Here is a 14942-nt window from a genome sequence, read left to right on the forward strand (position 1 = left end):
TCTTGACGGACCGTCAGATCAGCTGACCCGTCGGGAGGACAGGCCGTGGACTTCACCTTCACCGAGGAGCAGGAGGCCGTGGCCGAGGCCGCGCGAGGCGTCTTCACCGACGTCGCGCCCGACGGCGTCCCCAGCCCCGCCTTCGCCAGGGGCGCCGTCGCCGACGACTTCGACCGGGCGCTGTGGGCCAGGCTCGGCGACGCGGACCTGCTGAGCCTGCTGCTCGACGAGGAGTACGGCGGGGCCGGCCTGGACGCCGTCGCCCTGTGCCTGGCGCTGCGGGAGTCGGCGAAGGTACTGGCCCGCGTCCCGCTCCTGGAGAGCAGCGCCGCCGCGGCCGCCGTACAGGCCTACGGCGGTCCCGAGGCGAAGTCGGCGATCCTCGCGCGGGCCGGCCGGGGCGAGACCGTCCTGACCGTCGCCGCGCACGGCCGCACCGGCCACGACGCCGCCGAACTCGCCGTGACCGCCCGCCAGGACGGCTCGGAGTGGGTGCTCGACGGGGTGCAGACGGCGGTGCCCTGGGCGTACGACGCCGACCTCGTGCTCGTGCCCGCGCACACCGGGGACGACCGGAGCGTCCTCGCACTGGTCCCCCGTGGGCACGCGGGCACCTCGCTCGCCGAGCAGATCTCCACCACCGGCGAGCGCCTCGGCGAACTGCGCCTGCACTCGGCGCGCGTCCCCGGCCGGGACGTCATCACCGCCGACGGCGCCTGGGAATGGCTGCGCGGCCTGCTGGCCACCGGCACCTGCGCCCTGGCACTCGGCCTCGGCGAACGCGTCCTGCGCATGACGAGCGACTACGCCGGGCAGCGGGAGCAGTTCGGGCATCCGATCGCCACGTTCCAGGCGGTCGCCGTGCAGGCCGCCGACCGGTACATCGATCTGCGCGCGATGGAGGCCACCCTCTGGCAGGCCGCCTGGCGGCTCGACTCCGGCGCCCAGGGCGCCCTGCCCGCCTCCGGCGACATCGCCGTGGCCAAGATCTGGGCCTCGGAGGGCGTACGGCGGGTCGTGCAGACCGCGCAGCATCTGCACGGCGGCTTCGGCGCCGACATCGACTACCCGCTGCACCGCTACCACGCCTGGGCCAAACACCTGGAGCTGTTCCTAGGGCCCGCGGCGGCGCACGAGGAGGCCCTGGGCGACCTGCTGGCCGCCCACCCCCTCGGCTGAACCGTCCCGCAGGCCCCAGGGGCCTGCGGGACTACAGGACGAAGCCGGGCTGCCCGTCGTCGGTGACGACCGGGCGGCCCACGGCGGACCAGTACTGCATGCCGCCGTCCACGTTCACCGCGTCGATGCCCTGCTGGACGAGGTACGTGGTGACCTGGGCGGAACGCCCACCGGACCGGCAGATCACATGGACCCGCCCGTCCTGCGGAGCCGCCTCGGTCAGCTCGCCGTAGCGGGCGACGAACTCGCTGATGGGGATGTGCAGTGCCCCTTCGGCATGGCCGGCCTTCCACTCGTCGTCCTCACGGACGTCCAGCAGGAAGTCGCCGTCCTTGAGGTCTTCGACCCCGACCGTGGGCACACCAGCTCCGAAACTCATACCCCCGACGCTACCGGACACCCCGCACCCGGCGGCCAGGCCCCACCGGCGAACGACGGACCGGGAACACCGGACCGGAACACCGGACCACAACACCGCACCGGGGTGACAGACCGGAACGACGGACCCGGAACCGACGGACCTAGCCCGCCAGCTCCGCCAGCTCGGCCTCCCGCTTCGCCACCTCGGCCAGAAGCTGGTCGGCGATCTCCTCCAGCAGCCGGTCGGGATCGTCCGGCGCCATCCGGAGCATCGCGCCGATCGCGCCCTCCTCCAGCTCCCGGGCCGCCAGCGCCAGCATCTCCTTGCGCTCGGCGAGCCACTCCAGGCGGGCGTACAGCTCCTCGCTGGGGCTCGGCCGCCGCTCCGCGGGGACCGGACCGGCCGCCCACTCGCCGGCCAGCTCGCGCAGCAGGGCCTCGTCGCCCCGGGCATAGGCGGCGTTGACCCGCGTGATGAACTCCTCGCGCCGCGCCCGCTCCGCCTCCTCCTGTGCGAGGTCGGGATGGGCCTTGCGGGCCAGCTCCCGGTAGAGCTTGCGGGCCTCGTCGCTGGGCCGCACCCGCTGCGGGGGCCGCACCGACTGGTCCGTGAGCATCGCCTCGGCCTCGGGGAACAGCCCGTTCTCGTCCATCCAGCCGTGGAACAGCTCCTCGACCCCTGGCATCGGCATCACCCGGGCCCGCGCCTCGGCCGCCTTGCGCAGGTCTTCCGGGTCGCCGGTGCGGGCAGCCGTGGCCTCGGCGATCTGCGCCTCCAGCTCGTCGAGCCGGGCGTACATCGGACCGAGTTTCTGGTGGTGGAGCCGCGAGAAGTTCTCGACCTCGACGCGGAAGGTCTCCACCGCGATCTCGAACTCGATCAACGCCTGCTCAGCGGCCCGCACGGCCTGCTCAAGCCGCTCCTCGGGCCGCGACTGCTCAGCTTCGGGGGTCGTCACCCGACCAGCGTAGGCCACCCCCGGGACCCCGCTCGCCGTCCGCTTCCCCGGGCCGGACCCCGCTCGCCGTCCGCTTCCCCGGGCCGGACCGCGCCCGCCGTCCGTTTCCGCGGCCCGCCTCATCGGTGGCAACCGGATCCGCACCGGCAGCCGGCCGGACCCGCACCGATGACCGCACAGGCCCCCTCCCTCAGCCCAGGTCCTCCGGGCAGTCCACAGCCACCCAGTCCGCCTCCAGATCCCGGCACACCACGAGGAGCGTGCCGGAGCGGCAGGCCAGCTCGTGGGTGCAGCCGGCGGGGTGGGGGAGGATCTCGTCGAGGACGACCTCGCCGAGGTCACCGAGTGCCGTCGCGCCGAGGCTGTCGGGAGCCGCCTCGCCGAGGTCGTCGAGGGCGCGCCCGCCGAGGATGTCGGCCTGGAAGCGGGAGACACCCAGGTAGCGGACGACCAGGTCCTCGTCGTGCTTCCAGCAGCTGTGCCCGAAGCGGATCTCCACGTTCTCGTCCCCGGTCCGGCGGGCCTCCCTCGGCAGGAGATCCTTCACGCATCGCCTGCCGGAGAAGTCGTAGTGCTCCGGATCGGTGGCGAACGCGCGCGCCCCCGGCGGGAGTCGGCCACCCAGCACCGGCAACCGCTCCAGGTACGGCCCCGGATCGAGGACCCCGGTGAGGTCACCGACCCGCCCGTCCAGCTCGACGTACTTCACCGCACGTCCCTCATGCCGCGCTCACACACCTACCTCGGCCGCGATCCTCCCCGTCCGCACCGCCGTCACCAGCTCGGCGTGGTCCGCCTCCGTACGGTCGGCGTAGGCCACGGCGAAGGACGCCACCGCCTCGTCCAGTTCCTCGTTCTTGCCGCAGTAGCCGGCGATGAGCCGCGGGTCGGCGCTGTGCGAGTGGGCACGGGCGAGCAGGGCGCCGGTCATCCGGCCGTAGTCGTCGACCTGGTCGGCGGTGAGGGCGGTGGGGTCGACGCTGCCCTTGCGGTTGCGGAACTGACGTACCTGGAAGGGCCGGCCGTCGACCGTCGTCCAGCCCAGCAGGATGTCGCTGACGACCTGCATGCGCTTCTGCCCGAGGACCACGCGCCGTCCCTCGTGCTCGACGGCCGGTGTCTCGAAGCCGGCGCTCGCCAGGTGCGGCACCAGCGCCGAGCCCCGCGTCTCCTTCACCTGGAGCACCAGCGGCTCGCCCCGGTGGTCCAGCAGCAGGACGACGTAGGACCGCGCCCCCACGCTGCCCGTGCCGACGATGCGGAAGGCCACGTCGTGCACCGCGTGCCGGGCCAGCAGGGGCAGTCGGTCCTCCGGCAGCGTGGTCACGTACTGCTCGAGGGACGCGGCCACCACCGCGGCCTCGGCGTCCGGGACGCGCCGCAGCACCGGAGCCGCGTCGACGAAGCGGCGCCCGCCCTCCGGGGTCGGCTCGGTCGACTTCGCCGCGAACCGCCCGCTCGTGTTGGCCCGCGCCTTCTCGGAGACCCGCTCCAGCGTGCCCAGCAGGTCGTGGGCGTCGGTGTGCGAGACGAGTTCCTCGTCGGCGATGGCGTTCCACGCGTCCAGCACCGGAAGGGTGGCCAGCAGGCGCATGGTGCGGCGGTAGGCGCCGACCGCGCCGTACGCCGCCTGCCGGCAGGTGTCCTCGTCGGCGCCGGCCTCCCGGCCCGCGAGCACGAGGGACGCTGCGAGCCGCTTGAGGTCCCACTCCCAGGGGCCGTCGACCGTCTCGTCGAAGTCGTTCAGGTCGATGACCAGGCCGCCGCGGGCGTCGCCGTACAGCCCGAAGTTGGCCGCGTGCGCGTCGCCGCAGATCTGCGCCGTGATGCGGGTCATCGGGGTGCGGGCCAGGTCGTACGCCATGAGGCCCGCGGAGCCCCGCAGGAACGCGAAGGGGGTGGCCGACATCCGCCCCACCCTTATCGGCGTGAGCCCGGGGATGCGGCCCCGGCCGGACTCCTCGACCGCCGTCACCGCGTCCGGGCGGGAGGCGTCCAGGTCGAATTCGGCGTGCGCCGCGCGCGGCACCCTGCGGCGCAGGGCCTTGCCCTCCTCCTTCGGCGCCCCCGAGACGGGCCACTCGGCGAACCCCCGCACCCGGGGAAGCCGCGGTCCCGCACCCGCGGTCGCCCGCACGTCCGTATCCGCATCGGACACCGCGTCCGCGCCCACGCCCACCCCGGCACCGTCCTCTGTCACCACGACCGCCTCCCCCGCACACGGACGAACATCAACTCGTGCAGACCGTACCGCCGCCGGCCGAATCCCGTCAGACCCTGTGGACAACCACCCACCGCGCCCCGCCTCGCGGACCACCACACGCAAGACACCTCCACGACCACCCCCGTCGTGCCCGCCCACCAGGCTGCTCACGCACATCACTCCGTCCAGCGCGGCCGCCCGCCGCCGCACCCCCCGACAACACGCGCCCCCCCATCAGCCCCCCCATCACCTCCACCCCCCCACTCCCGTCCCTCTCCCCCGCCCCCGCCCACACCGGGGACGGCTTCGTCCGAGGCGGGGCAGCACCTCCAGGGACCTGGTGGACCTTCAGCCGTTCCAGAAGGGCTTCCTCGGCGCCGCCTACTCCAGCCCCTCACCCCACGACCGCGCCGCCGCCCCTCACCCCACGACCGCGACATCGCGCCGCGCCCCCTTGTCCCGCCCCGCCACCCGTGAGATACCTCACGCGCGCGATATACCGCCGGACACGCGAAAGCCCCGTAGGCCGGAACCTACGGGGCTTTCAACTGTGCGCGAGGGGGGAGTTGAACCCCCACGCCCTTTCGGGCACTGGAACCTGAATCCAGCGCGTCTGCCTATTCCGCCACCCGCGCATTGGGTGTGTCTTCGTGCTGTTGACCTTGCGGCCCGGCGCCTTCCGACACGCAGAACATTAGCACGCGGGCCAGGGTGCGTTCACATCCCTTCCTGCGGGGCAGAGGTCACCGCGAGAGGCCCGCGGCAACCTCCGCAGGTCTCGGCGACGACCGGTTCACGTATCAACCTCGTACCTATGGAGGCCGTCTCCCCAGCAGCCGGGCCGTCTCCATAGTCAGGTGCGGGACACTGGTCCTCGGCCACCTCTACGATCCTGGGCAGAAGGACGAGCAGAAGTGCGAGCAGAAGTGCGGGCGCAGGCGCGGACGGAAGTCCGGGCGGAAGCGCGCGGCGGAGCCACACAGCTGGTGCGGGCAGCCCATGCACGTATCGGAAGCACGCGGAGAAGCCCGTACAGAACCGGGTGGAGGGGACGCCGTCGACACCCGTCGGCGGGCCGACAGGGGGAACCAGCCGATTCACCGGCGCGTGGATACGATCAGTAAGCAGTACCAGGTAAGCAGCACGACACGGGACGCAAGTCACGACGGAGGAGGTGCCCCATGGGAGTCCTGAAGAAGTTCGAGCAGCGTCTCGAGGGTCTGGTCAACGGCACCTTCGCCAAGGTGTTCAAGTCCGAGGTGCAGCCCGTCGAGATCGCGGGAGCGCTCCAGCGCGAGTGCGACAACAACGCGACGATCTGGAACCGCGACCGGACCGTCGTGCCCAACGACTTCATCGTGGAGCTGAGCACGCCGGACCACGAGCGGCTCAGCCCCTACTCCGGCCAGCTCGGCGACGAACTGGCCGGCATGGTCCGCGACTACGCGAAGCAGCAGCGCTACACCTTCATGGGACCGATCAAGGTCAACCTGGAGAAGGCGGACGATCTCGACACCGGTCTGTACCGGGTGCGAAGCCGGACACTCGCCTCCTCCACCAGCGGCCCGCAGGCGCCCGATCGCGCGCCCGCCGGCGGGCCGCGGCCCGCCGGCTACGGCTATCCGCCCGCGGCCGGCGGAGCGGCGGCCGCCGCCGCACCCCCCGCCCCGGCGCGCCCGCCCGCCCCGGCGGGTACGGATACCCGCCCGCGGCCGGCCAGCGCCCCGCGGCGGGCGGCGGACTCGCGGGCGCCCCGGCGCCCGGGTCCCGTACCCGCCACTGGATCGAGATCAACGGCACCCGCCACCAGATCTCCCGCGCCACGCTCGTGCTGGGCCGCAGCACCGAGGCCGACGTGCGGATCGACGACCCCGGCGTCTCGCGCCGGCACTGCGAGATCCGGACCGGAACACCCTCGACGATCCAGGACCTCGGGTCCACCAACGGCATCGTGGTGGACGGGCAGCACACCACCCGCGCTACGCTCCGCGACGGCTCGCGGATCGTCGTGGGCAACACCACCATCATTTACCGGCAAGCCGAAGGGTGAAGCGGGGGCAATGTCAGAGCTGACCCTCACGGTCATGCGGCTGGGTTTTCTGGCCGTACTGTGGCTGTTCGTGATCGTGGCCGTGCAGGTCATCCGCAGCGACCTGTTCGGTACGCGTGTCACCCAGCGCGGTGCGCGCCGGGAGGCGGCCCGACCGCAGCAGGCCCAGCGCCAGGCGCCCCCGCAACAGCGCCAGCAACCCGCGGCGGGGGGCGGGCGCAGGGGGCGCAACGCCCCGACGAAGCTGGTCGTGTCCGAGGGCACCCTCACCGGCACGACCGTCGCGCTCCAGGGCCAGACCATCAGCCTGGGCCGCGCGCACGACAGCACCATCGTGCTGGACGACGACTACGCCTCCAGCCGCCATGCCAGGATCTACCCGGACCGCGACGGGCAGTGGATCGTCGAGGACCTGGGCTCCACCAACGGCACGTACCTCGACCGAACGCGGCTGACGACTCCCACACCGATCCCGCTGGGCGCGCCGATCCGTATCGGCAAGACCGTCATCGAGCTGCGGAAGTAGTGCTACATCATGAGTGAGCGCGAGCGGAGCGAGCACGCCAGGTCGGCCGGCACCCAGGGCCCCTGCGCGCTCCCGACCGGAGGGTGGGCAGTGTGGCTCGACACGACCGGCTGTACCCGGGGCCGACGGGCGAGGTGGGCATGAGTCTGTCACTGCGCTTCGCCGCCGGATCGCACAAGGGCATGATCCGGGAGGGCAACGAGGACTCCGGTTACGCCGGTCCGCGCCTGCTCGCCATCGCCGACGGCATGGGCGGCGCCGCCGCCGGTGAGGTCGCCTCCTCGGAGGCCATCTCCACCATCGTCGCCCTCGACGACGACGTGCCCGGTTCCGACCTCCTCACCTCGCTCGGTACGGCCGTGCAGCGCGCCAACGACCAGCTGCGCTCGCTGGTCGAGGAGGACCCCCAGCTCGAAGGCATGGGGACCACGCTGACCGCGTTGCTGTGGACCGGCCAGCGGCTGGGGCTCGTGCACGTCGGCGACTCGCGCGCGTACCTGCTGCGGGACGGCGTGCTCACCCAGATCACGCAGGACCACACCTGGGTGCAGCGCCTCGTCGACGAGGGCCGGATCACCGAGGAGGAGGCCACCACCCACCCGCAACGCTCGCTGCTGATGCGCGCGTTGGGCAGCGGTGAGCATGTCGAGCCCGATCTGTCGATCCGGGAGGTCCGGGCCGGCGACCGCTATCTGATCTGCTCCGACGGCCTGTCCGGCGTCGTCTCGCACCAGACGCTCGAGGACACCCTCGCCAGCTACCAGGGCCCGCAGGAGACCGTGCAGGAGCTGATCCAGCTCGCGCTGCGCGGCGGCGGCCCCGACAACATCACCGTGATCGTCGCCGACGTCCTCGACCTGGACACCGGGGACACCCTCGCCGGGCAGCTCTCCGACACCCCGGTCGTGGTCGGCGCCGTCGCCGAGAACCAACTCCAGCTGCAGGACAACGGCATCATGCAGACCCCGGCCGGCCGTGCCTCCGGCCTCGGCCGTCAGGGACGCGGTCAGGGCGGCGGCGGCGAGTTCGGCCCGCCCGGCTCCGGCGACGTCACCGGCTTCATCCCCACCGACGGCTTCGGCGACTACACCGACGACGACTTCGTCAAGCCCCGCAAGAGCGGCCGGTGGCTGAAGAGATCCCTGTACGGCGCCCTCGCGCTCGCCGTCATCGGCGGCGGGCTCTACGCGGGCTGGCGCTGGACGCAGACCCAGTACTACGTCGGCACCAAGGGCGAACACGTCGCGCTGTACCGGGGTATCAGCCAGGACCTGGCCTGGGTCTCGCTCTCGAAGGTCGAGAAGGACCACCCCGAGATCGAACTCAAGTACCTGCCGCAGTACCAGCAGAAGCTGGTCGAGGCGACGATCGCCGAGGGCGGCCTGTCCACCGCCCAGAAGAAGATCGACGAACTGGCCGTCCAGGCGTCCGCATGCCGCAAGCAGGCGGAGGCGACCACCGTGACCCCCAGTTCGGCCGGTTCCACAGCGGACGAGGGCGAGGCCGGCGGCACCACGGGAACCACTCCCGTCTCCCTCACGTCCAAGGCAACGCCGACCCCGACCCCGTCGGGATCGGCACCGTCCCCGTCCACGTCTCCGTCCACGTCAGCGACCGCCACTCCCGGCCCCGGCCCCAGCCTCTCGGAGGATGAGCAGAAGGTCGTCTCGCTGTGCGGTAAGCAGTAGGCAAGCCGTGAGAGGCCCCGTCACACGATGAGCAGTACAACCAATTCGCCGACGCACCACACGTCCACGATCGGCTCGATCGGCACACCGAGCCGGCGCAACACCGAACTCGCGCTGCTGGTGTTCGCCGTGCTGATCACGGTGTTCGCCTACGCCAACGTGGGCCTCGCCATCAACGAGGAGGTGCCGTCCGGCCTGCTCAGCTACGGCCTGGGCCTCGGCCTGCTGGCCGGAGCCGCCCATCTGGTCGTCCGCAAGTTCGCGCCGTACGCCGACCCGCTGCTGCTGCCGCTGGCGACGCTGCTGAACGGCCTCGGACTCGTGGCCATCTGGCGGCTGGACCAGTCGAAGCTGCTCCAGTCGATCCAACAGGCAGGCAACGCCGCCCCCCGTCAGCTGATGTACACGGCGATGGGCATCGCCTTCTTCGTCGTGGTGCTGATCTTCCTCAAGGACCACCGCGTCCTCCAGCGCTACACCTACATCTCCATGGTGGGCGCGCTGGTACTGCTGCTGCTGCCGCTGGTGCCCGGTCTCGGCCGCAACATCTACGGCGCCAAGATCTGGATCCAGGTCGGCAGTTTCAGCATCCAGCCCGGTGAGTTCGCCAAGATCGCGCTGGCCGTCTTCTTCGCCGGCTACCTCATGGTGAAACGGGACGCGCTCGCCCTCGCCAGCCGCCGTTTCATGGGCCTGTACCTGCCGCGTGGCCGCGACCTCGGGCCGATCCTGGTCGTCTGGTTCATCTCGATCCTGATCCTGGTCTTCGAGACGGACCTCGGCACCTCGCTGCTGTTCTTCGGAATGTTCGTCATCATGCTGTACGTCGCCACCGAGCGGACCAGCTGGATCGTCTTCGGCATGCTGATGTCGGCGGTCGGCGCGGTCGGCGTGGCCAGCTTCGAACCGCACGTCCAGCAGCGTGTCCAGGCCTGGCTCGACCCGATGAAGGAGTACACGCTCTCCCGGCAGGGCCAGGCAGGCCACTCCGAGCAGGCGATGCAGGCACTGTGGGCGTTCGGCTCCGGCGGCACTCTCGGCACCGGCTGGGGCCAGGGCCACTCCGAACTGATCCGCTTCGCCGCCAACTCCGACTTCATCCTCGCCACCTTCGGCGAGGAGATCGGCCTGGCCGGTCTCATGGCGCTGCTGCTGCTCTACGGCCTGATCGTCGAGCGCGGTGTGCGCACCGCCCTCGCCGCCCGCGACCCGTTCGGCAAGCTGCTCGCCATCGGCCTGTCCGGTGCGTTCGCCCTCCAGGTGTTCGTGGTGGCCGGTGGTGTGATGGGGCTCATCCCGCTGACCGGTATGACGATGCCGTTCCTGGCCTACGGCGGTTCCTCCGTCATCGCCAACTGGGCCCTGATCGGCATCCTGATCAGAATCAGCGACACCGCGCGCCGTCCGGCCCCGGCGCCCGCATCCAACCCCGACGCCGAGATGACCCAGGTGGTCCGCCCGTCATGAACAAGCCCCTGCGCCGGATCGCGATCTTCTGCGGACTCCTGATCCTCACCCTGCTCATCCGGGACAACTGGCTCCAGTACGTCAAGGCCGACGCCCTGGCTTCCGACGACGAGAACCGCCGCGTCAACATCGCCCGCTACGCCACCCCGCGCGGCGACATCATCGTCGACGGCAAGGCCATCACCGGCTCCGTCGAGAACACGAGCGGCGACTACAAGTACAAGCGCACCTGGACCAACGGCCCCATGTGGGCGCCGGTCACCGGGTACTCCTCGCAGGCCTTCGGCGCCAACCAGCTGGAGAAGCTCGAGGACGGCATCCTCACCGGCAACGACGACCGGCTCTTCTTCCGCAACACGCTCGACATGATCACGGGCAAGGCGAAGGAGGGCGGCAGCGTCGTCACCACCCTCAACGCCGCCGCGCAGAAGGCCGCGTACCAGGGTCTGGGCAACAAGAAGGGCGCCGTCGCCGCGATCGACCCGGCCACCGGCAAGATCCTCGCGCTGGTCTCGACGCCGTCGTACGACCCGTCGAAGTTCGCCGGAACCTCCGACGAGGACGCCAAGGCGTGGAACGCGGTCCAGAAGAAGAACAACCCCGACGACCCGATGCTCAACCGGGCGCTGCGCGAGGTCTACCCGCCGGGCTCCACCTTCAAGGTGGTCACCGCGGCCGCGGCGCTGGAGAACAAGATCGTGTCCGGCATCGACGACGCCACCAAGACGCAGGACCCGTACCAGCTGCCGAAGACCACCACCGATCTCACCAACGAGCACGGTGACTGCGAGAACGCCACCCTGCGGTACGCGCTCATGGTGTCCTGCAACACCGTCTTCGCGAAGATGGCCGACACCGTCGGCAACGAGAAGATGATCGAGCAGGCGAACAAGTTCGGCTTCAACAACAAGGAGCTGGACACCCCGGTCCGCGCCTCCGAGAGCGTCTACCCCGAGGACAACGAGCCGCAGAACGCCATGGCCGGCATCGGCCAGGCCTCCAACCGGGCCACCCCGCTCCAGATGGCCATGGTCGCCTCGGCCATCGCCAACGACGGCAAGCTGATGAAGCCGTACATGGTCGACCAGCTCAAGGCCGCGAGCCTCGACACGATCGCGACGACCGAACCCGAGGAGCTGTCCCAGGCGGTGTCCTCGGAGACCGCGCAGAAGCTCCAGCAGATGATGGAGACGGTCGTCAACAATCCGCAGGGCACCGGCGGCAAGGCGAAGATCTCCGGCATCACGGTCGGCGGCAAGACCGGTACCGCCCAGCACGGCCTCAACAACAGCGAGAAGCCGTACGCCTGGTTCATCTCCTACGCGAAACTGGCCGACGGCAGCTCACCGGTCGCCGTGGCGGTGGTCGTCGAGGACGGCGCCGCCAACCGCGGTGACATCAGCGGTGGCGGCCTCGCCGGCCCGATCGCCAGGGACGTGATGAAGGCAGTCATCGACAGCAACAAGTGACCCCCATCACGTCGCCTACACATCGGTGCACGTTGCGATACCGGTCCTGTATCGGGTGACGGGCTTGGCCAGGTCACACAGCGCCGTCCGGGTACGGTATGCCCGGACGGCAGCCACCGACCGCACACGTGTGCCGGTCGGGACCGACGGAGAGGGCTGGTAGGTAGCTATGGAAGAGCCGCGTCGCCTCGGCGGCCGGTACGAGCTGGGCCATGTGCTCGGCCGTGGTGGCATGGCCGAGGTCTACCTCGCGCATGACACCCGTCTCGGCCGCACCGTGGCGGTGAAGACGCTGCGCGCGGACCTCGCGCGCGACCCTTCCTTCCAGGCCCGGTTCCGCCGGGAGGCCCAGTCGGCCGCTTCGCTCAACCACCCCGCGATCGTCGCGGTCTACGACACGGGCGAGGACTACATCGACGGGGTCTCGATCCCGTACATCGTCATGGAGTACGTCGACGGCTCCACGCTCCGCGAACTGCTCCACTCCGGCCGCAAGCTGCTGCCCGAGCGGACGCTGGAGATGACCATCGGCATCCTCCAGGCGCTGGAGTACTCGCACCGGGCCGGCATCGTGCACCGCGACATCAAGCCGGCGAACGTCATGCTCACGCGCAACGGCCAGGTCAAGGTCATGGACTTCGGCATCGCCCGCGCCATGGGCGACTCCGGCATGACGATGACGCAGACCTCGGCCGTGATCGGCACCGCCCAGTACCTCTCGCCGGAGCAGGCCAAGGGCGAGCAGGTCGACGCCCGCTCCGACCTGTACTCCACGGGCTGTCTGCTCTACGAGCTGCTGACCGTGCGGCCGCCGTTCGTCGGTGACTCCCCGGTCGCGGTCGCCTATCAGCACGTCCGCGAGGAGCCCCAGGCGCCCAGCGTCTTCGACGCCGAGATCACGCCCGAGATGGACGCGATCGTGTTGAAGGCCCTCGTCAAGGACCCCAACTACCGCTACCAGTCCGCCGACGAGATGCGCGCCGACATCGAGGCCTGCCTCGACGGCCAGCCCGTCGCGGCCACGGCGGCCATGGGCGCGGTCGGCTACGGCGGCTACCCGGACGACCAGGCGACGACCGCGCTGCGCTCCGCGGACGGCGGCGCGACCTCGATGCTGCCCCCGATGAACCCCGACGACGGCGGCTTCGGCTACGACGACCGTCCCGACCGGCGCCGCCAGAAGAAGTCCAACACCTCGACGATCCTGCTGATCGTCGCCGCCGTGCTGGTCCTCGTGGGCGCGATCCTGATCGGGAAGTGGGCGTTCGACGGTGAGAGCGCGGGCAACGACACGGTGAAGGTGCCCAGCCTGATCGGAAAGACCCAGGCCGGCGCGACCCAGCAGTTGACCAACGTCGACCTCAAGGTCGGAACCGTCACGCAGAAGCCCTGCGAGGACCAGGCCAAGGGCAACATCTGCGCCCAGGACCCCATCCCCGACACCGAGGTCGACAAGAACTCCACCGTCAACCTGGTGGTGTCCACGGGGGCGCCGAAGGTGGCCGTGCCGAGTGTCCTCGGCAAGAGCCTCGAGGAGGCCAAGACGCTCCTCGAGGGCGACAAGTACCAGTTGGTGGTCGAGACCAAGAACGAGATCTCCACGGAGGAGCCCGGCACCGTCCTGGACCAGGACCCGAACCTCGGTGCCGAGGTCGAGAAGGGCTCCAAGGTCACCCTCACCATCGCCAAGGCCGAGGACAAGGCGACCGTCCCCGACGTCCTCAACCAGAGCTGTGACCAGGCCAAGGCCCAGATGGAGGCCAACAACCTGGTCGGCAACTGCGTCGAGGTCGAGACCCAGGACCCGAACCTGGTCGGCAAGGTCATCGGAACCACGCCGCAGGCCAACTCGAAGGCCACCAAGGGCTCCCAGGTCCAGATCCAGATCGGCAAGGCGCCCGCCAACCAGCAGACGCAGGTGCCGGGCAACCTCCAGGGCCAGAGCCTGAAGGACGCCAAGAAGGCGCTCCAGGACGCGGGTCTGAACGTCGGCAACATCACCGGCTCCAACGACGACAACGCGATCGTCCTCACCTCCGACCCGGCCCCGGGCAGCACGGTGAACAAGGGCCAGACGGTCAACCTGGTCACCGCCGGCGGCAACGGGGACGGCGGCAACGACAACGGGGGCAACAACGGAGGGGCCATCTTCTTCGGCGGGACCTCCGGATAGCCGCCAGGCTCCGTTCCCCATGAAGAGGCCTCGGGCCCTGCCGGACCATCCGTCCGGCAGGGCCCGAGGCCTCTGCTCATGCTCAGCGGAGCTGGGCACCCCGCGTCAGCGCAGCTCCTCCGGCGGCGTCCGGTCCGCGTCCACCTTCTCCACGCGGTCCAGTTCGCCCCACACCACGTACCGGTACCGGCTCGTGTAGACGGGCGTGCAGGTCGTCAGGGTGATGTACTTGCCGGCCTTCTTCTTGCCGGACTCCTTCGGGACCGCGCCGAGCACCTCGACGTTGTACTTCGAGGTCTCGGCGAGGACGGCGTACACCTTGTAGACGTACCAGTTGTCCTTGGTCTCGAAGACGATCGGGTCGCCCTCGTCGAGCTTGTCGATGTTGTGGAACTTGGCGCCGTGGCCGTCGCGGTGGGCGGCGAGGGAGAAGTTGCCGTCCTTGCCGCTGGTCGGGAGCGTGGCCTTGACGGGGTCGGTGTAGTAGCCGGCGACGCCGTCGTTGAGGATCTTCGACGAGGTGCCCTTCTCGACCAGGACCTCGCCGTTCCTCATGGCGGGCACGTGCAGGAAGCCGATGCCGTCCCTGGTGTCGAGCGCGCCCGGGCCGGTGTTCTCCTGCGCCCAGATGTCGCGGACCTTGTCGCCCTGCCGGTCCGCCTTGCGGTCGGCGACCACGTTGGTCCACCACAGGGAGTAGACGACGAAGAGGCCGAGCAGCAGCCCGGCCGTGATGAGGAGTTCCCCGAAGAAGCTGACCGCCTGGGCGATCCGGCCGCCGCGCCGCCGCGGTGGCGGGGAGGCGGCGGTCCGCTCGCCGCTGTGCTCTTCGTGCTCGGTGTCGCCGGTGGTCGCTGCCACGTTCACT

11 protein-coding genes, 1 tRNA gene and 1 pseudogene are annotated in these 14942 nt (G+C 70.6%); 7 read left to right on the forward strand and 6 right to left on the reverse strand.

The window, feature by feature from the left end:
* Positions 1-45: 45 nt before the first annotated feature.
* Complete coding sequence (locus tag BM536_RS27875) at positions 46-1179, forward strand: acyl-CoA dehydrogenase family protein (RefSeq protein ID WP_094103664.1); 1134 nt, start codon at positions 46-48, stop codon at positions 1177-1179.
* Positions 1180-1210: 31 nt separating this feature from the next.
* Here the strand turns inward: BM536_RS27875 and BM536_RS27880 are convergent, their stop codons facing one another.
* The 5 genes from BM536_RS27880 to BM536_RS27900 all read right to left on the reverse strand — a co-directional run bounded on the left by BM536_RS27880 (position 1211) and on the right by BM536_RS27900 (position 5336).
* Positions 1211-1540 (reverse strand): rhodanese-like domain-containing protein, encoded by a 330-nt coding sequence (locus tag BM536_RS27880; protein WP_073499822.1) that lies wholly within the window; start codon positions 1538-1540, stop codon positions 1211-1213.
* 160 nt (positions 1541-1700) lie between these two features.
* Positions 1701-2498: a hypothetical protein gene (locus tag BM536_RS27885; protein WP_073499820.1), complete on the reverse strand. Its 798-nt coding sequence runs from the start codon at positions 2496-2498 to the stop codon at positions 1701-1703.
* Between the two features lie 190 nt (positions 2499-2688).
* Positions 2689-3207 (reverse strand): hypothetical protein, encoded by a 519-nt coding sequence (locus tag BM536_RS27890; RefSeq protein ID WP_073499818.1) that lies wholly within the window; start codon positions 3205-3207, stop codon positions 2689-2691.
* 21 nt (positions 3208-3228) lie between these two features.
* Positions 3229-4698 carry a DUF2252 domain-containing protein gene (locus BM536_RS27895; RefSeq protein ID WP_425444693.1) on the reverse strand — a complete coding sequence of 490 codons (1470 nt, stop codon included), beginning with the start codon at positions 4696-4698 and terminating at the stop codon, positions 3229-3231.
* A gap of 554 nt (positions 4699-5252) precedes the next feature.
* A tRNA-Leu gene (locus tag BM536_RS27900) sits at positions 5253-5336 on the reverse strand.
* Positions 5337-5882: 546 nt separating this feature from the next.
* On the opposite strand from BM536_RS27900, the pseudogene BM536_RS27905 reads away from it, so the two are divergent.
* From BM536_RS27905 to pknB, 6 genes and pseudogenes are all read left to right on the forward strand, one after another.
* Positions 5883-6751, forward strand: a pseudogene (locus BM536_RS27905) (FhaA domain-containing protein).
* A 10-nt stretch (positions 6752-6761) separates the two neighbouring features.
* Positions 6762-7277 (forward strand): FHA domain-containing protein FhaB/FipA, encoded by a 516-nt coding sequence (locus BM536_RS27910; RefSeq protein WP_073495160.1) that lies wholly within the window; start codon positions 6762-6764, stop codon positions 7275-7277.
* A 140-nt stretch (positions 7278-7417) separates the two neighbouring features.
* The gene (locus tag BM536_RS27915; RefSeq protein WP_245873844.1) at positions 7418-8965 is read left to right on the forward strand and encodes a Stp1/IreP family PP2C-type Ser/Thr phosphatase; all 1548 of its coding nucleotides are present in this window, start codon (positions 7418-7420) and stop codon (positions 8963-8965) included.
* A 27-nt stretch (positions 8966-8992) separates the two neighbouring features.
* Positions 8993-10432 (forward strand): FtsW/RodA/SpoVE family cell cycle protein, encoded by a 1440-nt coding sequence (locus BM536_RS27920; RefSeq protein ID WP_094103666.1) that lies wholly within the window; start codon positions 8993-8995, stop codon positions 10430-10432.
* Positions 10429-11901 (forward strand): peptidoglycan D,D-transpeptidase FtsI family protein, encoded by a 1473-nt coding sequence (locus BM536_RS27925; protein ID WP_073495157.1) that lies wholly within the window; start codon positions 10429-10431, stop codon positions 11899-11901. The genes BM536_RS27920 and BM536_RS27925 overlap by 4 nt, the downstream gene beginning before the upstream one ends.
* Positions 11902-12070: 169 nt before the next feature.
* Complete coding sequence (gene pknB, locus BM536_RS27935) at positions 12071-14074, forward strand: Stk1 family PASTA domain-containing Ser/Thr kinase (RefSeq protein WP_073495155.1); 2004 nt, start codon at positions 12071-12073, stop codon at positions 14072-14074.
* A 105-nt stretch (positions 14075-14179) separates the two neighbouring features.
* Here pknB and BM536_RS27940 read toward each other — a convergent pair whose 3' ends face one another.
* A complete protein-coding gene (locus BM536_RS27940; RefSeq protein ID WP_073495166.1) occupies positions 14180-14935 on the reverse strand; it encodes a class E sortase in 756 nt (251 codons plus the stop codon).
* Between the last annotated feature and the right edge of the window lie 7 nt (positions 14936-14942).

Origin of the sequence: Streptomyces phaeoluteigriseus, from assembly GCF_001896135.2 — a bacterium.
Taxonomy (GTDB): domain Bacteria; phylum Actinomycetota; class Actinomycetes; order Streptomycetales; family Streptomycetaceae; genus Streptomyces; species Streptomyces phaeoluteigriseus.